This is a genomic window from Pedobacter sp. SL55, from assembly GCF_026625705.1.
In the GTDB taxonomy this organism is placed as follows: Bacteria; Bacteroidota; Bacteroidia; order Sphingobacteriales; family Sphingobacteriaceae; genus Pedobacter.
Map to the genome: position 1 here is coordinate 2,001,965 of NZ_CP113059.1, position 22,208 is coordinate 2,024,172.

Consider the following 22,208-nt stretch of genomic DNA (forward strand, 5'->3'; position numbering starts at 1 on the left):
TTGCTATTCCCTCAGTTAAAAAGTTTGTTTATCAAATTTGTACAGGCCATAAGGGCTTCGATGGCAGTCGAGGTCCTTTTTTTGCCCATAGCAGCAATTGATGATGGTGGTTATGGGATGTCTTTTGGGCTTTTCATGTTGTTTGTTAGGTTAGGTTAATAAGTTGATTTTAATTGTTGAGGTCGTCATTCGGCATTTACAATTACTTGTTGGCCTTTAATTTCAAAAGTGGCCACTTCGGTTTTTTGTAATGTTTTTAATAGTTCAGAGATATTTTCATAACGGCTAATAGAGCCAAAAAACCTTTTGTTTTTTAAGCTTTCATCGTGATATATCACTTCCATATCGTACCATTTAGATACTCTCTTCATGATACTGGCCAAGGTTTCGTTGTTGAACATAAAGTACCCATTTTTCCAAGCCACCACATCTTCTGTTTCTACGTTTTTAGTGTCTAACTTATCGTTGTTAATCATAGCCTGTTGGCCTGGTGTAAGTAATGCTTGTACTTTGGTGTTCAAATTGGTTATACGCACACTTCCCTCTAACAAGGTGGTTTTTACCGCTGTTTCGTCTGTATAACTGTTGATGTTAAATGAGGTGCCAAACTTCAACCTCTTGTTGGTTACTTTCTACAACAAATGGATGGTTTTTGTCTTTAGAAACTTCAAAATATCCCTCTCCAGTTAAAGAAACTTTTCTCTTTGCCGTATTAGCAAAACTAGTTGGAAATCTTAACGAAGATTCTGCATTAAGAAAAACAGTTGTTCCATCTGGTAACCGTATTTGAGTTTGTTCGCCGCGGGTGGTAGTTAGCGTATTATATACTAAAGCCCCAGTTTGGTTTCCAACAACTTCGTAAACAATCTGTCCATCCTTATTTTTAGAGATTTTTACGCCAGTTTCGTTGGCTATATTTCCGGCAATGGCATCGTTAATTAAAATTTTGCGTCCGTTGGCTAAAGTTAAGGTAGCGCCATTTTTACCGGGAGCAATATCATTTGCAAAGTGTATTTCTTCTGCTTTTTTGTTTGATATCCAGAAGAAACCTATGCCTAAAACTGCCAACAATATTGCGGCAGCAGTTATGCTTGGCCATAGTTTCCTACGGTTTGCCGTGGCAGTTAATTGGCTTTTTAAATTGTCGAGTACAGTGGCATGGCCGGCAAACTCAGCGTTTTGAAGTTGCTGTGCTGTAATTTCTGTCCAATTTTCATCTAAGATTTCGTTAAAGATTTCCTCATATTGCTCGTCGTGCAACAATTTGGCAAACTCTAATTCTTCTTCTTTGGTGGCCGTTTGTAACTGATACGCCTTGTATAAATGTAATATTCTTTCTTTTTCCATAATTAGGGAGCGTAATTAGATAATTATAAAATGCTTTATATATCTAAGACACACTTCTCCCTAGGTTAAGGGTAATGGAAATGGAAAAAAAGTTAAAAAATTTTTAAAATGATACAAATAATGGCCAAATCGGTGTTTTTTTGCAGATAGGTACGTAAAAAACGCAAGGCCAGTTTCATGTGTGTGGCTACCGTGGCCGGAGATAAATTTAGTTTTTGAGCAACTTCATCATATTTTAACCCTTGTTGGTGGCATAATAGGTAAACCTCTCGTTGTTGTAAGGGAAGCTCTGCTATGCCCTTGTTTAATATAGCTCGGGTTTCATTTAAAGCCACCTGCTCTTCAGTATGGTTGCTTTCGTCTGTCCAATAGGTTTTTAATCGCTGGTTTGCCCTGTTCTCTATTTCTAGTCTGCGTAGTGCATTTAATGCGATGTTTCGCGAAAGCACTTTTATAAAAGCCTCTAAGCTATTTATTTTTGTTAGCTCATTTCTGGTGTTCCATAATTTCAGCATCACTTCTTGCACCACTTCTTCTGCTGCTTCTTCGTGCTGAAGTATTTTGTTTGCGAAAAAATAGATTTTTTTAGCATAGGTATGGTAAATGGTTTCAAAAGCACGCTGATCATTACTGGCTACTTTTTGAAGTAGCTCTTTCTCATTAAAAACAGAGGTTGATGATAGTTGCAATGGCATAATGTTAACGAATATACTAAAAACAGCGGCAAAGTCTAAGATTTTGGTGGTTCTTCAACTTATTAAAAGGTTCTAAATATTTCAAATAGATTTATTTGTGCTTATTGTAGGGTAATTTATGCTAGCAAAATATTTAGTATATAACGTTTATGGTTGAAAAATAAAAATTGCGATACGATATTATCATTTAATACTATAACATCTTATCTAGTTTTTCGACAAAATTGCTTTAAACTCTTTAATTGTATACTTTCAGTTGGTAAAACTATTAGTTGTATATGCTTGTTTTAAGGCTGCTAGGGTGTATTTTTAATATTTGATGTTTTTTTTCAATTGGTTATTAATCCTTTGCTAAACTTTCGCTGTCTTACCATCAAACTAAACCAAAAGAAATGAAAGGTAATATTCGTAATTTTTATGTCAGTGTAATCTTATTTTGCTTTGCCATACTTCTATCCTCATTTGTTAGAATGGCTAGCGTAGCTGATAAACTTGCTATGCCTTACAAAAAGGCTGGCTTAACTACAGGACAGGCAGCGGCACACTTATTAAGCAGGTTTACTTATGGGGCACAACCGGGCCAAGTAGAAGAAGTAGCCAAAATGGGTTTAGAAAAGTGGTTTAAAAAGCAATTAGAAGCTAATGCCGATGATGAGCAACTGAACCAAATGCTTGCTAAATATGATGCGATTGGTTTTTCAAATAGCCAAGTAGAAGATGAATTTCCGCAAGGGCCAAGGGTTAGGCGTTGGGCCGTGAGAGACGGTTATTTGCACAAAGATTCCCTTAATAGCGCCGATAACAAATATCAGAGAGAAATTCTTCAAACTTACATGAAAGATAAAGGGTATCGCCCTTTGCAAGAGCTATACCGCCAATTTTTTAACCAAAAAATATTAAGAGCGGCTTACAGCGAAAATCAGTTTAGAGAAATGATGACCGATTTTTGGTTCAACCATTTTAACGTAGCATTGAATAAAACCCAATGTGCCAGTTTTGTACCAGCCTATGAGCGGGATGTAATTAGGCCTAATGTGTTTGGAGGGTTCGAGGATTTGCTATTGGCTACGGCAAAATCTCCAGCTATGCTAATGTACCTAGATAATTCATCTAGTTCTGGTGTAAACGTGCCAATGGAAGATCAAGACATGATGATTATGAGCGACATGGGCATGTCTGCGCAGCAAAAAGCAAAAAAGAACGAACGTGTAAAGAGGATAAAACAGCAAATCCAGAATAAGAAAAAGCAAGGCGGCCTAAACGAGAATTATGCCCGTGAGGTAATGGAACTACACACCTTGGGCGTAGATGGGGGCTATACACAAAACGACGTTACACAAGCGGCCAGGGTTTTAACCGGCTGGACAGTGGCTCCGCTAGGAAAAGAGGGCTACGGCGCAGCGAATAGAAATATCATAGAACGCTTAGGTGCTAGCGGCCTTAAAGACAAAGGTTTTGTATTAGATGGAGATTTCTTTTTCAATGCCAACAGACACGATAACGGAGAGAAAGTAGTGTTGGGTAAAAAATTTCCTGCTGGTGGAGGCTACGAAGAAGGAGTAGAATTATTGAAAATGTTAGCTCATCATCAGTCTACCGCTAAATTTATCTCAAAAAAATTAGCCGTACGTTTTGTTAACGATACGCCTCCGGCTTCTTTGATTGATAAGATGGCAAAAACGTTCACTTCGTCCAAAGGCGATATCAAAAGTGTACTCATTACTATGGTTAACTCGCCAGAGTTTTGGTCTGAACAAGCATTAAGAGAGAAAACGAAATCTCCTTTTGAATTGGCCATGAGTGCGGTGCGCAGCTTGAAAGCAGAAATTGATCAACCTTTTCAATTATACAGCTGGATAAACAGAATGGGGCAGCAGATGTATTATTACCAGGCACCAACCGGTTTTCCAGACAATGGACAATACTGGATCAATACTGGGTCTTTATTAAATAGAATGAATTTTGGTTTGGCATTGGCATCGCAACGTATACCTGGTGTTAAACTCAATTTAGCGGCGTTAAATAGCAACAGAGAGCCCGAAAGTGTGGAAGCGGCATTGGTAACCTATAGTAAGTTAATTATGCCCGAGAGAGATTTAGGAAAAACAGTTGCTAGATTAAAGCCAATGTTAAACGATCCTAATTTGCAGCAGAAGGTAGCCAAAGCTGCAGCGCAAAATAGCGCAAAAAAGGATAGCAACAATACGGGTATGGAAATGCAGCGCATGAATGAAGTGCCATTGAAGGAAGAAAAAATGAAGTTTGGCAACGGCAAAAAGGCCAACGAAAATCCAACAATAAAAACGCAGGCAGGTAACAATACCATGCTGGCGCAGGTAGTGGGTGTAATCATTGGTTCTCCAGAGTTTCAACGTAAATAATTAACATTATGGTTTCTAGAAGAGGGTTTTTAAAAGCAGGTGGTTTAGCCTTATTTGGTATTGGCCTTGGCGGTGTTCCTGGTTTTTTAGCAGACGCCGTTGCAGGTACAGTAAGGCCTGCATTATTTAAAAAGAAAAAAATATTGGTTTGCATTTTTCAACGTGGGGCAATGGATGGTCTAATGGCTGTCACTCCATTCACCGATGATTATTTGAAAGCTGCACGCCCATCGCTGTTTATGACTGCCGCAAAAGGAGCAGGCAATGAAAAGCCATTGATAGATTTGGACGGTAGGTTCGGCTTACATCCCGCTATGGCGGCTTTAGAGCCTATGTTTAGAGAAAAGCGATTAGGCATTGTTCATGGTATTGGCTCGCCAAACAATACTCGTTCTCACTTCGATGCACAAGATTTCATGGAGTCGGGTACGCCATTTAAAAAAGGGACAACAAGTGGATGGTTAAACAGAGCCGTAGGCTTGTTGGGGCACGATGCTGCTACCCCTTTTCAGGGCGTAAGCTTAACGTCTTCTTTACCTAGATCATTTTATGGGGATAACCCTGCCGTAGCGATTAGAAACCTGGCAGATTTTAACATACAATTAAGAGGAAACCAAGCTGGTGCAAAAGTGGCTTCTAAAAGTTTCGAAGACCTATATGATCAAACATCATCTGATTTGCTGAAAAATACAGGCAAGGAAAGTTTTGATGCCATAAAAATGCTTCAGAAAACCGATGTTAGAAATTATAAGCCAGAAAATAATGTGGTTTATCCAACTACCGCATTAGGTAATTCGTTAAAGCAAATTGCGCAATTAATTAAAATGGATGTAGGTTTGGAGGTGGCATTTGCAGAGTCTGGGGGCTGGGATACACATTTTAACCAAGGTAAGGATACCGGGGTGTTTGCACGTAACGTAAACGATTTGAGTAATTGTATGATGGCTTTTTGGAACGATTTATCTAGATACCAAGGTGAGGTTACTGTAATGACCATGACCGAATTTGGACGTACTGTGGCACAAAATGGTACCGGTGGTACAGATCATGGACGTGCTTCGTGTAACTTTATTTTAGGCAATGCGGTAAACGGTGGCTTGGTACATGGTGTGGTAAATCCATTAGCTAAAGATAATTTGGAAGATGGCAGAGATTTGGCCGTAACTACCGATTTTAGAAGTGTATTTAGCGAAGTTGCAGATGTGCATTTGGGCATCGAAAACGATAAGGTATTATTCCCAGATTTTGACGGAAAGAAAATTGGTGTAATGAGGGGATAAGTTTAGCAATGTTTTTTTTGAATTGGACCAAGGTGGCAGTAGCTATCTTGGTTTTTTTATGTGGAAATTTATCCTTTATATTTGCCCTCGCTGTAGGTGATAATTTTAATGTAACCTTAAGCTGCTGGATGTGTGATCATCTAATCGCTATACAAATGGATCGTATTAATATCAAGAAACTGGCCGAAGCGCTCAACCTCTCAAAATCTACAGTTTCGAGAGCATTTAGGGATAATAGCGACATAAAACCTGATACCAAGGAAAAAATTCTGGCCAAAGCCCGCGAACTTAATTACCAGCCTAACCATTATGCCAGTAATTTAAGGGAACAGAAAAGCCGTACAATTGCGATCATCGTTCCGGAATTGGCAAATAATTATTTTTCGCAGGCTATTCATGGCATAGAGCGTATTGCTCGGAAACACGATTATCATATTTTGATTTATGTAACCGATGACGATTATCAAAAAGAGGTTGACTTCATTAGATTGTTGCACAATGGTAGGGCAGATGGAATTATTATGTCTGCTTCTGGTGAGGCAAATGACCACGACTATCTAAGTAACCTTGGGTCAAAAAGACTGCCATTAGTTTTTTTGATCGGATTTATGAAGATATAGAAGCGCCTCGTGTAATTACCAATGATTACGATAGTAGCTTTAAAGCTACCGAACACCTTATTCAACAAGGCTGCAAACGTATTGGGTATTTGGTGGTAAATAAAAACCTAAGTATTGGTAAAACGCGAATGAGAGGTTATCAGGACGCACTGGAGAAATACAACATTCCTTTTAGCGAAAAGCTGGTAATAGATTGTAGTAACAGTTATGAAGAAAACGCCACAATTATAAAAGCTGCGCTTCAAGAATTAAAACCTGATGGCTTGTTTGCCTCGGTAGAGCGTTTAGCATTTGCTACTTATTATGCTTGCTTCGATTTGCAATTACGCATACCAGAAGACTTAAAAGTGATAGGTTTTTCTAGTTTAGAAATAGCTCCTTTGCTCAATCCATCATTAACAACTATGACACAGCCTGCAACCGAGATAGGTTCGCAAGCAGCACAATTACTGTTCAATATGCTGGAAGGAGAAGAAGCTGTAGCTACCATACAAGAGGTAGTACTAAAGTCAAAACTTTATACCCGAAAATCAACCGAAAAATAAGCCATAATTTACCTGCTTTTTTACCCCTGTTTTTCTAAAAATAAATCGACACTTAGTGTATTTTAAGAAGAATTTTGCTCTTTTTTCGGGAACGTTCCCGAAAAAGGCAATGATTTTTGCGTTCAATTATCGGGAACGTTCCCGATAATTAGTGTATAAAATAACTTAGTGTTTTTAATACACTTTAATGAGTATTTTTTAAATTTTAAATTACTGTTAATTAGTATTTTAAATTTTTTAGTTGCTCTTTTTTATGAGTGTTTTTTTATGATCTAAGTGTAAACCAAGCATCTAAATTTTTACTCTTTTTTCGACTTAAAAAATTATTTTGAAAATAATTTTGATTAATAATTTCTCCTTGTAAATTAGTGCTTCGTGTATTTTAATTGAAATTCTAACCAAATTTATTAATCAAATTAAGCCTAAGTATGAAAATATTTTACTTGTTAAAACGGGGGCTTTTAATGTTACTTATGTTGGTAGCTTTAAAAGTTCAGGCGCAAACTGGGGTTATCTCAGGAAAGGTGCTCGATGAAACTGGCTTACCTTTGCCGGGTGCCTCTGTTTTTATTAAAGGAACTCAAAAAGCTTCGTCGACCGACAATAGTGGAGCTTTCCAAATTACCGGTGTAGCCAATGGAGATGTTTTGTTGGAAGTACGTTCTATCGGCTTCAAAACTTTAGAACGCCAAGTAAAGGTAAGCGGTAAAGCAGAGGTCACCATTACCTTACAGTCTGATAACCAAATGCTAGATGATGTAGTGATTGTGGGTTACGGTACGCAAACTAAGCGTCAGGTCACGGGAGCTATCTCAAAGGTTACTGGCGATAAGTTAACGGCGCTTCCAACCCCAAGTTTTGAAGCGAGTTTACAAGGGCAAGCACCAGGCGTTCAGGTAACACAGGGTAGTGGTTTGGCAGGTAGTGGCTCTGTAATTCGTATTAGAGGTATTGGCTCTATTAGTGCTGGTGGCGATCCACTTTATGTACTGGATGGTATTCCTATCACTTCCGATCCATTTATTTCAGGAAACCGAGGTGCAATGAACCAAAATCCGCTAGCAACAATTAACCCTAATGATATTGAATCTATAGAAATCTTAAAAGACGCTGCTGCAGCTGGTATTTACGGTTCTAGGGGTGCCAATGGCGTAATCTTAATTACTACCAAAAGAGGTAAAGCTGGTACAAAGCCAAGGGTTACGCTTTCCAGTAAGTTTGGTTTAAGCACTTATGCCAATAAGCCAACTTTTGCTACAGGCGAGGAGTGGTTGTCGCTACGTCAAGAAGCTTGGACTAACGATGGTAATACCGGCTTGGCACCACTGCCTGGTGGTTTAACCTGGGTGCAGGCTCGTCAAAATAATACGGATTGGTGGGGCATTGTAACCGAGACTGGTAGGTCTAACGACCAGTCTATTTCGATAAGCCAGGGGTCGGAAAAAATAAACACTTATTTTTCTGCTAATTATAGTGATAATAATAGCTTTCTAAAGGGTAACTCTTACGAGCGTTACGGTTTCAGGGCAAATGTAGATGTTAAACCAACCTCATATTTTACTACCAATATCAACATTGCTTATGATAACGGTACCAACAACCGTGTAAATGCAGCTTGGTCGGGCGGTTTGGGCGAGGCTATGTCTACAGCATTGCCAATTTTCCCAGTTTACAATGCAGACGGTTCTTTTTTCGCAAATGGAGCCAATCCGGCAAGAAATTTAGGACTGTTGGATTGGAAAACCATTAACGAGCGTTTGATTGCTGGCGTTACCTTTGAGCTAAAGCCGGTTAAAAATTTAAGTCTTAAAGCCATTGCAAATATGGATAACTTGGGCATTAAGGATAATGTGTTCACTCCTGCAGAATTGCGGAATACCGCTAGAGGTTACGCAAGTTCTTATCCTGTAAAAGTTTATAATAGAACCGTTACTGGTACTGCAGCTTATGATTGGGCAGTAAACAAAGACAGCAAGTTTACTTTCTTAGCTGGTGCAGAAACGCAATTTTCTGATAAAAGCTTGTATTTGAATGGTATTTTTGGCGATGCAGATGCAAGATTTGATGTTGACGGCGCTAGCTATAATGAAGCATTGAGACTAATTTCGGCATCGGGAGCCTCTAATTATTATGTAGGTGCTGAGAAGGATAATTTTTATTCGTTGTTTGGTCGTATCAACTATTCGTACAAGGATAAGTATTATTTGCAAGGGGTAATTCGTAGAGATGGTTCGTCTAAATTTGGCCCTAGCAATAAATATGGATACTTCCCTTCGGCTTCAGCTTCATGGTACATTAACCAAGAAGAATTCCTGAAAAATAGCAAAATCATCAGTAATTTAAAATTGAGAGCCAGTTATGGTTTAGTGGGGAGCTCAAGTTTTCTTGCTGGACAGTATTTTCAGCAATTTCAATTTTCTGGATCATATAATGGGCAACCAGTTTTATTTCCTGTGAATGTAGAAAATCCTGGATTGAAATGGGAAGAAGGAAGAAATCTGGACCTTGGCATTGATTTTGGTTTATTTAACGGTCGCATTAGCGGAGAACTTTCTTATTATCGCAAAAATACCAAAGATGCTTTATTAAACGGTGGGATATCTCCGTCTACAGGTTTCAATGCTGGTTGGAGAAACGTGGGCGAAATCTTAAACGAAGGCTATGAGCTATCGTTGAATACCGTAAATGTAGAAACCAAAAGTTTTAAATGGGTAACTCGTTTAAATGCATCAAAAAACTTTAATGAAGTGTTGAGCTTGAGTGGCTTAAGTCCTGACGCTGTGGGCGGTGGTACAAATGATACGCGTATTGCTGTCGGTTACCCAATTGGCACGAACTTCTTAGTTAGATATAAGGGCGTTGATCCTAATGATGGCTTGCCAATTTGGTTAGATAAAGACGGATTTGAAACTAAAACATTCTCTTTGGATAATCGCGTACCTGTAGGTAAAATATTACCAGACTATGTAGGAGGTTTAACGAATACGTTTACTTATAAAGGTTTCGAGTTAAACACCTTGTTCACTTTTGCTATTGGTGGTAACTTATACGATAGTTCAGCAAAACGCCAGTTAGGTGTGGTAACAGATTGGAACATTAGGGAAGATATTGCAGATCGTTGGAGACAGCCCGGCGATGTGGCTAGGTTTCCTCGCTTAACCATGAATGCTAGCAATTACCCTGGTTTATCAAGCGAATGGCAGTACAACTCTACCATGTTCCTATATGATGCTAGCTTCGTTCGCTTAAGAGAAATTACACTTTCTTATAATGTGCCAGTAAAAGCCGTAAGTAAATTAAGATTGCAAAATTTAAGGTTATTTGCTACTGGTATGAATTTGTTAACATTCAGTAAGTATCCAGGGGGCGATCCTGAAATTGCCAGAGATTTCGAAAATCCACAAGATAGAAACATGAGCCCTAACGTAACTTACTTAACTACGCCACAGCAAAAATCTATCACTTTCGGTTTAACTACATCATTTTAACCAAAATAAACATCAAAGAAATGAAAATTAAGTATAACAATATATGGAAATCATTCCTTGTGCTTTCTGTAGTTGCAGGTTTTGGTACTGGTTGTAAAAATTTTTTAGATGCACCTCCTGCTAATTCCATTGAAATTGGGGTTGCCCTTAAAGACGAGCAAGGCTTAGTTCAAGCAATGAATGGAGCCTATCAAATTGTTGGAGGAACCAATATGTTTGGAGGCAAAATACAAGTGATGAACGAATTACTTGCCGACCAGTTAGATGGGGTACAATTAAGTGGAGATTTCGGTGAAATTTTTAATAGAAATACATCGGTGTTCGGCGCTTATAAAAATGATATGTATACCGATATCTATCAGGCCATTTATAGAGCTAATATTGTAATAGCAAACTTAGATAAGGCAGCTAGTTTAAAAGACAATCTAGAAGGACAGGCCAGGTTTGTACGTGCTATTGGACATTTCGAAGCCGTGAAATTGTGGGCGCAACCCTTTGGATTTACCGCTAATAACGATCATTTAGGCGTGCCTTTGAGAGTAACCACAAATATTGCTTCGCAGCCTAGAGCTACAGTAAAGCAAGTTTACGATCAAATCATTGCAGATTTAAAAATCTCGGAAGTAAAACTACCTGATGAAAACAATGGTTATGCCACTAAGTGGGCTGCCAAAGCTTTGCTGGCAAAGGTTTATTTCCAAATGAATGATTTTCCAAATGCTTATAGATACGCTAATGAAGTCATCGTTTCTAATAAGTTTTTCTTAGATACTTATGCATCTAGGTTCTCAGAAACAGGATCAAAGGAAAGTGTTTTCAAGATTATAAGTACAAGAGGCACCTATGAAGCTGGAGGCGAACTAAGAGGTCAATTTAGGTCAGATTTTAATTTGCCAACATTGCGTTTCAATACGGCATTTTGGAGCACCGTAAATACTACTAACGATGTTAGAAAAGCTTGGTTCGAAACGGTAAAATATCCAGGATTTATCGCTATTAAAAAGTATAACAGCGATAGGTTTGAAATTCCGGTACTTTATTTAACCGATATGAAGTTAATTAGGGCAGAAGCTGCTGCAGAAACCAATAGCAATTTAACCGTGGCAGTGCAAGATATCAATGAAATTCTGGCTAGAGCTTATGGCGGTACCAAGTCTATACCGGTGGGTTCTTCAGCAAGCTTAATTAAAACCAATGCCAGGTTCGAGCGTAGCATTGAAATGGCTGGCGAAGGTAATCGCTTATCAGAAATTAAGCGTATTGGCGCAAAAGGAGAGAATATCGATAGACGTGGTGCGGTGTGGAATTGCAACGGCTTAGTACTTGCAATTTCCGCAAGGCGAAATGGCCGCTAGCGATATTTTCGTTCGTAATCCAGAAGGTGGTTGTAATTAAAAAATAACAAGATGAAAACATTAAAATATCTCTCATTATTAGCTTGTATACTTTTTACTTTTGGTTGCAAGCCGGAAGACTTTGGTCCCATCACTTCTAAGGTAGAAGTAGTAAAACAAATGCAGGGAACTTGGGGCTTAACTAAAGTTACTCAGGTAGATCAGGATGCCGCTACAAAAGGCTTTCCCTATAAAGAATTGGATATTACCAATATTTATCCTTACAAAGATTTAACCATCGCTTTACAGGGCGATGCCAGCGGAAACCCAACAAATTTTGCCATCACCAATGGTAATGCACCTAAAATTGCTGATTTAACTTCGGGTACTTGGACAGTAGACGATGCAACGGCACCAACCGCAATTACCCTTAAAAACGGCACGGTAACCAATATGTTAAAATTGGGTTCTTATGCCGGGTTAAGCAGCGGTAAGCTTTACTTAACCAGAAATAAATCTATTAATGGTAAAGTAATTATTTCTTACAAATACGAGTTCACTAAAAAGTAACGGCACGATGAAAAAGTTTTTATTATCAACCATATTTAGTTTATGCACGCTTTGGGCTTTTGCTCAGGTAACTTTTAGTCCAGCGTCATTTACTGCAGAAGACGAGGTAACCATTACCTTAGATGTTTCCAATACACCATTAGCTGGTATAGACGACATTTATATTTGGGCTTTCTCTAACGATGGCGTTGGGGGTGGAAAAGATGCTATTGCAAACGGTCAGTGGACTAACTCGTCTGATGCTGCTAAGTTTACCAAGATTGGCACTAACAGGTTTACCTTTAAATTTATAGGTACTACTTTGTTTGCGCAAAGTCCGGCAGAGCTGATTAACTTTGGTTTCTTGGCCAAAACGAAAGACGGTTCAAAGCAAACCCAAGATTTTAAGCCTTACAAATTCGATCCTTTGGTGTTTTCGCCATCGCAGTTCAGGATATTTCCTTCAAAGCTAGATCAAACGGATATGGCTTCGGTCTATTTTCATCAAGATTTAGCTACCGACCAGAACTTGCAGCGTATGTTCGATGTGAAGGTGACCATTACCTTTTACGACGGTGCTGGTAATCAATTCGCTCAAAGGGCAAACCTCGTAGCTAAAAAGGAATCAGATAAATTATACTCGTATTCTTTCATTCCAGATAAGTTAATCACGCTTCCTGCGGGAACAATGCTATCTAAATTTAGTTATCAGTTTTCGGGTAATATTAAAGACGCAACGGGGGCTAACATAGTTACCATGGGTCCAGTAGTTGAGGTAGCTTATTTAACCTTTAATTAATATTGATATGAAGAATAAAATATTTTATTTATTACTGTCAGTATCAGTAATAATTTTTGGATGTAAGAAAATCGATTTCGACGAGCAATCGAGAGGCGAGGCTTTGGGTACTTTTAGTTTAACTGCACCGCAAAACAACGCTATTTTAGTTTTAAACAGTGCTACGCCTAACGCTCAAGTACAAATTACTTGGTCGGCCGCTAAGCCAGGTGTTTCAACTGCACCAACTTACACGTTTGTAGCTGCCCTCAAAACTGGCTCATTAACACAGCCTTTATTAGAAATTCCATCGGATAACAGCGGTAAAAGCAACAAATTAACCTTAACGCAAAAACAATTAGATGATGCCTTAAAAGCAAAGGGAGTTGCAGAGGGTGCAAAAACAGATCTGATATGGAATGTACGTGCAGATAACGGCACTAAAAAAGAACTGGCAAATGCTAACTACAATATCTCTATCACTCGTTTTGGAGATGGTATCAGCAACTTCCTACTTTATGGTCCAGTTTCTTCAGCCAACAATGTAGAGATTAACCCCAACTCTACTACAGATTTGATCACCTTTAAATGGCAAAAGGCATTCCCTGGAAAGTCGACTAGTCCAGTAACTTACAAAATCAAATTTGTACGCGAGGGCGGTAGTTTTGATGCGCCAATTTTTGAAGCGGTATCTAACAATTCAGGAGCTGATTCTACATTTACCATTAGCTACCAAGCGATGGATCAAATGCTAACTGCAAACGGTTTTGCTGATCAGTCATCGGCAGCTAAAATACAATGGACGGTTGAAGCAAAGTCGGGAACTTACGTAAAAAATTCTGATTACGTAAATGATCTAAGTATTGTAAGAGAAGTAAAATTGTTTATGGTTGGTGGGGCAACGCCAATTGGCTGGAACCCACCACAGGCGATACAAATGATTGCAGATAAAAACCTACCAGGAACTTTTTATTCTTATGTGTATTTAACACAAGATGGTATGAAGTTTTTAAGTGAAAACACCGATTGGAATACACCATCTCAGAAAATATACGGAAAGGGTTCGGCTGATGGCGAATTGCTTCAGAGCGGCGGCAGCGGTAATATCGATATTCCAGCTGCGGGTTATTATCGCGTTAGCGCCGATTTGAAAAACAACAAATATTATATACAGCAAGGTAGAATGGGGGCAGTAGGCTCGGCTACAGCGGCTGGGTGGAACCCTCCAGGAGTTTTTCCGTCTCAAGGCCTTACATTGATAGGTACTAATAAGTTTCTTGGTTTAGTAAATCTTATCGCAAATGAGCAATGGAAATTTATTGACGGCGCTGCCTGGGGCGATGGCACTGCTTCAGGTGCTAAAGATTTTGGTAAGGTTAAAAATAGCACCGATGGTTCAATTACTCAGGGCGATGCTGATAACATGACCGTGCCAGGGGCAACAGGTTTGTATCGCTTAATTTGGGATGGTACCAATATCAAAAACCTAAAGTACCAAATTACCACCGGAACTGTATTCCTGATTGGTGCAGCTACTGCTGGCGGCTGGGATAACAACAGTGCAGCTTTGCCAGCAATGACTTACCAAGGAAATGGAGTTTGGCGTGTAACCACTAACCTTACCGCAGGCGAATTTAAGTTCTTGTTGCAAAAAGGCACTTGGGATTACACCTATGGTCCGGGAACTGCTGCAGGCACCATTACCGATGGAGGGGGCAATATGAGTGTGTCAACAGCTGGAAGCTACACCGTTACACTCAACGAGTTTGCCAGAACGTACAGCGTAGTTAAAAATTAATTTTCAAATCATACCACCTGCAGTGCATTACAAAAATGCTGTAGGTGGTATTTACTTTTTTTCTCCATTTTTTTGCCGATATGTCAAGGTCATTTCTGTCTATACTTCTTTTTTTATTTCAGTTACCTCTATTTTTGCTCAACAAAACCCCATAATTTCTGTTGGCGATATTACTACAGTAAACCCTGTAGCACAAGGCTTGCGTTTTCAAACGAACTGTGCTTATGGTGAGGTTACGGCATATTCGGCCAATGTGATTAGGGTACGTATAGATAAAAAGCAATTAGGGAAAGATTTTTCATACGCCGTAATTGCACAGCCTCAAAAAACAAACGTAAAAATCAATCAAGATGCAAATGAAATTACGCTTTTAACTGATTCTGTAAAGGCAATTATTAAAAAGAAACCTTTTTCGGTAGCTTTTTATACGTTAGACGGAAAATTGATTAACCAAGACGAACAAGGTTTGCCAAACTCGTGGGTGGCAGAAGAAGTTACCGCCTATAAACAAATGCAACAAGGTGAGCGTTTTGTGGGTTTGGGCGAAAAAACGGGCAATTTAGATAGGAGGGGAAATGGTTACACCAATTGGAACTACGATGCCTTCGGCTATTCTACTGGCCAAGATCCTTTGTACTCCTCTATTCCATTTTACATTGGCATTCATAGCAATTTAAATTATGGTATTTTTTTAGATAATACCTACCAAACAGATTTTAATTTCGGTGCAAGTAATAATCGCTTTTCCTCGTTTTCTGCACAAGGTGGCGAACTTAATTATTACTTCATTTATCACACGCATTTGGCGGATATTGTGAAATCTTACACCGCCCTAACTGGAAGGATGAAAATGCCACCACTTTGGAGTTTGGGCTATCAGCAAAACCGTTACAGCTACTATCCAGAAACAGAGGTAATGCGTATTGCGCAAACCTTGCGGGAGAAAAAAATCCCAGCTGATGGTATTACTTTAGACATCCATTACATGGACCAATACAAGTTGTTTACTTGGGATAAGCAACGATTTAGTGACCCATTGGCCATGAACAAAAAACTAAATAGTATGGGTTTTAGAACTACCGTAATTGTAGACCCAGGCATTAAGGTAGAAAAAGGTTACGATGCCTACGAAGATGGCGTGATGCAAAATGTTTTCGTCAAATATCCCGATGGTACCAATTTTACCGCTCAGGTTTGGCCGGGCTGGTGCCATTTCCCTGATTTCACGTCTATGTTAGGCAGAAGCTGGTGGCAAGAAAAAATCAAGTTTTTCGCCAGCTCTGGCGTAGATGGGATTTGGAATGACATGAACGAAATTGCCAGCTGGGGACAAAAAATGCCATCAAACGTCATCTTTAATTACGATGGTACTTTGTCTAGTCACAAACAGGCACACAATGTGTACGGTATGCAAATGGCTCGTGCTAGTTTCGAAGGTATGGTGCAAACTACCAACAAAAGATCTTTCAATTTAACAAGGGCAGGTTATGCAGGTCTGCAGCGTTATACCGCCATTTGGACCGGCGACAACCGTTCTGAAGAAGATCACATGTTGCTGGGTGTACGTTTGCTCAACAGCTTAGGACTAAGTGGCGTTGCTTTTACCGGAATGGATATTGGTGGTTTTACCGGCAATCCTTCGGTAAGTTTATACGCCCGTTGGATACAAATTGGAGCTTTTAATCCTTATTTCCGTAACCACACCGCGGTAAACACCAAATCTTCTGAGCCTTGGGCTTACGGAGAAGAGGTAACCGAGATTGCTAGAAATTTCATCAACCTGCGTTATCGTTTATTGCCTTATCTATACTCAACCTTTAACGAGGCTACTCAAACCGGAATGCCAGTGGTAAGAAGTTTGGCGCTAGAAAATACCCACGAACCCAAGGTTTACGATGGGAAATATCAAAACCAATTTATGTTCGGCAACGCATTTTTGGTAGCGCCTTTCGAAAGTACAAAAGAATACGGAGCGGTATTTTTTCCAAAAGGCAATTGGTATCATTTATACAATGACGAAGCTCAAGTTGGAGAAAGTGAAAAGATTTTTCGCTTAAACTTACAACAGCTGCCTGTGTTTGTAAAGGGCGGAAGCATTGTACCCATGCAATCACTAGTGCAAACTACAGCCGAAAAACCAACAGATACGCTGGTGCTGCATATTTATAAAGGCAACCAAAATAATAGTTTCGTGTATTACGAAGATGATGGTAAAACCTACAATTACGAAAAAGGCGATTATTATAAACGCAAAATCAGCTATGATGTGGCGCAACGTAAAATTGTGTTTAATAAAGTTGAAGGAAGTTTTAAATCGAAATTTAACCAGCTTAAACTGGTGTTTCACGGATTCGATGAAAAAGATAAAATTCAATCTTCGGCCGGTGTAAAAGATGATTTTGTATCCTTTGTAGCACCCATCTCCAGGTTCGATCCGCAAGGTACCGCTAACCCAATCATAGGCTGCAAAGTGAAAAGCATAATCTTAGCCAATAATCCAACCCAATTTGAAATTAAATATTAGTTCATGAGAAAAGTCTTGTTTCTACTTGTTTTGGCAATTCCACTGGGGCTTGTTGCGCAACTACCTAAACTCGAAAGAATTGAGCCTGCCTTTTGGTGGGCAGGTATGAAAAATCCGAAACTGCAGTTGTTAGTACGCGGAAAAGATATAGGTAAAACAGAGGTGAAAATTAGCCATGCTGGTGTAACTTTAAGTAAAGTAAATCAGGTAGATAATCCTAACTATCTTTTTTTAGATCTGTTAATTTCTGCTGATGCCCAAGCCGGAAAGTTCGAGATTTTATTCAGCCAAAATGGTAAAAAATACGCTCAATACAGTTACGAACTAAAAGCTAGGAATGCTAGTCAACAGCAGTTTCAAGGCGTTACCAATAAAGATTTTATTTACCTCATTATGCCAGATCGTTTTGCCAATGGCGATACCAAAAATGATGTGATAAAAGCAATGAATGAAACCGCCCTAAATCGGGATAGTATGTACTATAGACACGGCGGAGATTTAAAAGGCATTGCCTCGAAACTAGATTACCTGCAGGAACTCGGCGTAACTGCACTTTGGTTAAATCCAGTGTTAGAAAACAACCAGCCTAAAACCTCATACCACGGTTATGCCAATACCGAAAATTACAAGATCGACCCTCGTTTTGGTACCAACGAAGATTACCGTCAATTGGTTGCAGATTGCCACCAACGCGGTATCAAAATGATTAAAGATTTGGTACACAATCATTTTGGCACGGAGCATTTCACTATCAAAGATATGCCAACCAAAGATTGGGTGCACCAATGGCCAAGTTATACCAAAACCACCTATCGTGAGCAAGTGCATTTTGATCCGTATGCGGCAAAAGGCGACAAAGATTTAATGCTAAATGGATGGTTCGACAGGCACATGCCAGATCTTAACCAAAACAATGCATTTGTAAAGAATTACCTTACACAAAGTCATATCTGGTGGATAGAATATGCCGATTTAGATGGATTTAGGTTAGATACCTATGCTTACAATGATGCGAAATTTATGGCAGAGTGGGGCGAACGTATCATGGAAGAATATCCAAAATTTACCTTTTTCGGAGAAACTTGGGTACACGGTGTTCCAAATCAGGCTTTTTTTACCAAAGGAAATAAAATTAACCAAGGCTTGGATACTCGATTGCAAGGTGTTACCGATTTTCAAACCCTTTGGGGTATTAACGAAGCGTTAAATGGCAAGTTTGGTTGGACAGACGGAGTAGTGCGGCTTTACAACACCCTTACTAACGATTACCTATACGAAGATGCTACCCGTAATGTGGTATTTCTTGATAACCACGATATCAGCAGATTTTATTCCGTAGTGGGCGAGGATTTTGAGAAATACAAATCCGGAATTGCTTGGTTGCTAACTACTAGAGGTATCCCGCAGTTTTATTATGGTACCGAAATTTTAATGAAAAACTATGCCAACCCAGATGGCTTGGTACGTAGCGATTTTTCTGGCGGGTGGCCAAGTGATAAACTCAATAAGTTTGTGTCTTCTGGGCGAACCGAAAAAGAGAATGAGGCTTTTAACTATGTGAAGAAGCTAGCCAACTATCGTAAAAATAATGAAGTATTGCAAACTGGTAAAATGATGCAGTTTATTCCAGAAGATGGAATTTATGTCTACTTCAGGTACAATAACGATAAGAAAATAATGATGGTAATGAATGGCAATGCCGAAGCCAAATCATTGAAGACAGCGAGGTTTAAAGAAATGATTTTGGATCAAAACAAAGCGAAAAATGTGATCACAGAAGAGGTGTTGAATGATATTACTCAAATCAATATTCCAGCAAAAACCACATTAGTTTTAGAATTACAATAATGACAACGAAATATCAAATGAAAATTAAAGCTTGCCTTTTTGATTTAGATGGTGTGCTAGTAGATACGGCAGTTTATCATTTCAAAGCTTGGAAGCAACTGGCTAATACCTTAGGCTTCGACTTTACGGAAGTGCAAAACGAACAACTCAAAGGAATTAGTAGGATGGAGAGTTTAGATAAAATTTTGGCTTGGGGAAAGCAAGAAAAAACACAAGCGGAAAAGCTCAATTTGGCAAAGAAAAAAACGATTGGTATGTGGCTATGATTAACGAGATGACGCCTGCAGAAGTACTTAAGGGTACAGTCAATTTTTTAACAGCGATCAAGAAAGAGGGTTATTTAGTTGGCTTAGGCTCGGCTAGTAAAAACTCCGCAATTATTTTAGAAAGAACCAATTTAACACACTTTTTCGATGTCATTGTAGATGGTAATACAGTAAGCAAATCTAAACCAGATCCAGAAGTATTTCTAAAAGGAGCCGAGTTTTTGGGCGTGGAACCTCAAGAGGCCTTAGTGTTTGAAGATGCGATAGCTGGAATTGAAGCTGCCAAACGAGCGGGCATGAGAAGTGTGGGTATTGGCCAAGCCGAAATATTAACAGAAGCTACCTTGGTAGTAGAAGATTTAAGTAAACTGTCAGTTGCGCATTTACTACAAATGAACGAATTGTAAAAAAGCATCAGCAATAAAAATGAAGAATTATATCAAAGCGCATGAGTGGAACATTGTGGAAGAAGGTTTTGATCCACATTTGAACAAGATTTCTGAAAGTATTTTTAGTTTAGGCAATGGACGGATGGGGCAACGAGCCAATTTCGAGGAAAGCTATTCTGGCGATACGCTTCAGGGAAATTACGTAGCTGGTGTTTATTACCCTGATAAAACGCGTGTAGGCTGGTGGAAAAACGGCTATCCTGAGTATTTTGCAAAAGTGCTTAATGCCACCAATTGGATTGGTATTGCTATTGCCATTGATGGCGTGGAATTAGACTTAGCAAAAGCTGATGTTACCGATTTCTCGCGTGTGCTAAACATGAAAGAAGGGTATTTGGAGCGAAGTTTTAAGGCAACTTTGTCAAATGGCTATCAGGTGGCGGTAAAGGTATTACGTTTTTGCAGCATTGCTGATGATGAGGTTGGCGCTATCCATTATCAGCTTAAAGCCCTAAATTTTGATGGGCAGTTGACTGTAACATCATACCTAGATGGAGACATTAAGAACCAAGATAGCAATTACGACGAAAAGTTTTGGAATTTTGTAGCCGATGCCGAAGAGCAAAATGCTTGTTTTTTAACTTTAAAGACCAAAAAAAGTGGCTTCGAAGTTTGTACTGCTGCACATATTGCAAGCTATAAAAATAGTATCTCTCAAGAACTAAGTTTAGCAACCATTCGCAAAGAGAAATACATTGGTCAACAATTTGTTTTATCTTTAGCCAAAGGCGATGAAATTGCATTCATAAAAACAGCGGTAATTTTATCGTCTCAAAATTATGAAGCCAGCCAGCTGTTAGCTGCTGCTAAGCAATCCCTAGAAAATGCTGTATCAAAAGGTTTTGATCAGTTATTGAATGAGCAAAAACAAGCTTGGGCCCAAAAATGGCAAGAAAGCGATATTGTCATTGAAGGAGATGTGGCTGCACAGCAAGCCATTCGTTTTAATATTTATCAGTTGTTTCAAACTTATACCGGTGCCGATGATCGTTTAAATATCGGTCCTAAAGGTTTTACTGGAGAAAAATACGGCGGTTCCACCTATTGGGATACAGAGGCCTACTGCGTGCCTTTTTACTTGGCTACCGCACCGCAAGAAGTCAGCAGAAATTTACTCATTTACCGTTACAAACAACTAGATAAAGCCATTGAAAATGCACAGAAATTGGGCTTTACAAATGGTGCAGCCTTATATCCAATGGTAACCATTAACGGCGAAGAGTGTCATAATGAGTGGGAAATTACTTTCGAAGAAATTCATAGAAATGGAGCCATTGCGTATGCTATTTTCAATTATATCCGCTACACAGGCGATGTCGAGTATTTAGCTCAATATGGTTTAGAAGTGTTAATGGGTATTGCTCGCTTTTGGAAACAACGCGTAAACTGGAGCGGTGCCAAAAAACAGTACGTAATGCTTGGTGTTACAGGCCCAAATGAGTACGAAAATAACATCAATAATAACTGGTATACCAACTACTTGGCCGTTTGGTGCCTAAAATATACCCAAGAAGCGGCTAAATGGGTGCAAGATAATCAGCCACAGCGTTATCAAGAATTGAATACTAAGCTACATTTTTCTGTAGCGGAATTTACTGCTTGGCAACACATTGTAGACCACATGTATTACCCTTATAATGAGGAACTTGGAGTGTTCTTGCAACAAGATGGCTACTTAGATAAAGAACAAATTTTGGTAAAAGATTTGCCAGCTGAGGATCGACCTTTAAACCAAAAATGGAGCTGGGATAGAATTTTACGTTCGTGCTTTATTAAACAGGCCGATGTATTGCAGGGCTTCTACTTTTTCGAAGACGATTTCGATTTCGATACCCACAAGCGCAATTTCGACTTTTACGAGCCTCGTACGGTTCACGAAAGCTCTTTATCGCCCTGCGTACACAGTATTTTAGCTGCCAAACTGCACGACGAGGCTAGAGCCTACGAGTTTTATCTCCGTACTTCGCGTTTAGATTTAGATGATTACAATAACGACACCGAAGATGGTTTGCATATCACCTCTATGGCGGGCACTTGGATGAGTGTAGTAGAAGGCTTTGCAGGAATGCGTGTACGTAATGATAAATTGATTTTTAACCCGTTTTTACCACAAAAATGGCAATCATTTTCGTTTACCATTGGTTTTAGAGGAGCTACGGTCAAGTTACAAATCAGTAAGGCGCAAATCCATATCGTTAATACTTCCAATCAGTCGGTAGCCTTACAAGTGCACGATAAAGATTATCAACTAGAAGCGAACGCCGAACTACAAATCTCAAACGGGGTAATGGCCTAAAACTCAAAAG

At 39.2% G+C, this 22,208-nt stretch carries 17 protein-coding genes; 14 read left to right on the plus strand and 3 right to left on the minus strand.

Features of this window, described 5'->3' with window-relative positions; genetic code table 11:
• Positions 1-185: 185 nt before the first annotated feature.
• From OVA16_RS09010 to OVA16_RS09020, 3 genes are all read right to left on the minus strand, one after another.
• Positions 186-614 carry a FecR family protein gene (locus tag OVA16_RS09010; RefSeq protein ID WP_267765013.1) on the minus strand — a complete coding sequence of 143 codons (429 nt, stop codon included), beginning with the start codon at positions 612-614 and terminating at the stop codon, positions 186-188.
• Positions 592-1,347 (minus strand): FecR family protein, encoded by a 756-nt coding sequence (locus tag OVA16_RS09015; RefSeq protein ID WP_267765014.1) that lies wholly within the window; start codon positions 1,345-1,347, stop codon positions 592-594. Before OVA16_RS09015 ends, OVA16_RS09010 begins: the two co-directional genes overlap by 23 nt.
• Positions 1,348-1,439: 92 nt before the next feature.
• Positions 1,440-2,042 carry an RNA polymerase sigma-70 factor gene (locus OVA16_RS09020; RefSeq protein ID WP_267765015.1) on the minus strand — a complete coding sequence of 201 codons (603 nt, stop codon included), beginning with the start codon at positions 2,040-2,042 and terminating at the stop codon, positions 1,440-1,442.
• Positions 2,043-2,434: 392 nt separating this feature from the next.
• Between OVA16_RS09020 and OVA16_RS09025 the strand changes: the two genes are divergently transcribed.
• The 14 genes from OVA16_RS09025 (at position 2,435) to OVA16_RS09090 (ending at position 22,198) form a co-directional block, all read left to right on the plus strand.
• Positions 2,435-4,423, plus strand: coding sequence for a DUF1800 domain-containing protein (locus OVA16_RS09025; protein WP_267765017.1), 1,989 nt, complete (start codon positions 2,435-2,437; stop codon positions 4,421-4,423).
• Between the two features lie 8 nt (positions 4,424-4,431).
• The gene (locus OVA16_RS09030; protein ID WP_267765018.1) at positions 4,432-5,703 is read left to right on the plus strand and encodes a DUF1501 domain-containing protein; all 1,272 of its coding nucleotides are present in this window, start codon (positions 4,432-4,434) and stop codon (positions 5,701-5,703) included.
• Positions 5,704-5,858: 155 nt separating this feature from the next.
• The gene (locus OVA16_RS09035; protein WP_267765019.1) at positions 5,859-6,323 is read left to right on the plus strand and encodes a LacI family DNA-binding transcriptional regulator; all 465 of its coding nucleotides are present in this window, start codon (positions 5,859-5,861) and stop codon (positions 6,321-6,323) included.
• Positions 6,324-6,337: 14 nt separating this feature from the next.
• On the plus strand, positions 6,338-6,868 hold the full coding sequence (locus OVA16_RS09040) for a substrate-binding domain-containing protein (RefSeq protein WP_267765370.1): 531 nt from the start codon (positions 6,338-6,340) through the stop codon (positions 6,866-6,868).
• 428 nt (positions 6,869-7,296) lie between these two features.
• A complete protein-coding gene (locus OVA16_RS09045) occupies positions 7,297-10,356 on the plus strand; it encodes a SusC/RagA family TonB-linked outer membrane protein (RefSeq protein ID WP_267765020.1) in 3,060 nt (1,019 codons plus the stop codon).
• Between the two features lie 20 nt (positions 10,357-10,376).
• Positions 10,377-11,711 (plus strand): RagB/SusD family nutrient uptake outer membrane protein, encoded by a 1,335-nt coding sequence (locus OVA16_RS09050; RefSeq protein ID WP_267765022.1) that lies wholly within the window; start codon positions 10,377-10,379, stop codon positions 11,709-11,711.
• Positions 11,712-11,762: 51 nt separating this feature from the next.
• Positions 11,763-12,260 carry a DUF5004 domain-containing protein gene (locus OVA16_RS09055; RefSeq protein ID WP_267765024.1) on the plus strand — a complete coding sequence of 166 codons (498 nt, stop codon included), beginning with the start codon at positions 11,763-11,765 and terminating at the stop codon, positions 12,258-12,260.
• 7 nt (positions 12,261-12,267) lie between these two features.
• Complete coding sequence (locus OVA16_RS09060; protein WP_267765025.1) at positions 12,268-13,038, plus strand: hypothetical protein; 771 nt, start codon at positions 12,268-12,270, stop codon at positions 13,036-13,038.
• Between the two features lie 7 nt (positions 13,039-13,045).
• Positions 13,046-14,815, plus strand: coding sequence for a SusE domain-containing protein (locus OVA16_RS09065; protein ID WP_267765026.1), 1,770 nt, complete (start codon positions 13,046-13,048; stop codon positions 14,813-14,815).
• Between the two features lie 22 nt (positions 14,816-14,837).
• Positions 14,838-17,339, plus strand: a complete 2,502-nt coding sequence (locus tag OVA16_RS09070; RefSeq protein WP_267765028.1) for a glycoside hydrolase family 31 protein — start codon at positions 14,838-14,840, stop codon at positions 17,337-17,339.
• A gap of 3 nt (positions 17,340-17,342) precedes the next feature.
• Entirely contained in the window at positions 17,343-19,187 is a 1,845-nt protein-coding gene (locus OVA16_RS09075; RefSeq protein WP_267765029.1) for a glycoside hydrolase family 13 protein, read from the plus strand.
• Positions 19,187-19,453, plus strand: a complete 267-nt coding sequence (locus OVA16_RS09080; protein ID WP_267765030.1) for an HAD hydrolase-like protein — start codon at positions 19,187-19,189, stop codon at positions 19,451-19,453. The genes OVA16_RS09075 and OVA16_RS09080 overlap by 1 nt, the downstream gene beginning before the upstream one ends.
• Positions 19,450-19,860 carry an HAD-IA family hydrolase gene (locus OVA16_RS09085; protein ID WP_267765032.1) on the plus strand — a complete coding sequence of 137 codons (411 nt, stop codon included), beginning with the start codon at positions 19,450-19,452 and terminating at the stop codon, positions 19,858-19,860. The genes OVA16_RS09080 and OVA16_RS09085 overlap by 4 nt, the downstream gene beginning before the upstream one ends.
• A 19-nt stretch (positions 19,861-19,879) precedes the next feature.
• The gene (locus OVA16_RS09090; protein ID WP_267765034.1) at positions 19,880-22,198 is read left to right on the plus strand and encodes a glycoside hydrolase family 65 protein; all 2,319 of its coding nucleotides are present in this window, start codon (positions 19,880-19,882) and stop codon (positions 22,196-22,198) included.
• The last annotated feature ends 10 nt before the right edge of the window (positions 22,199-22,208 follow it).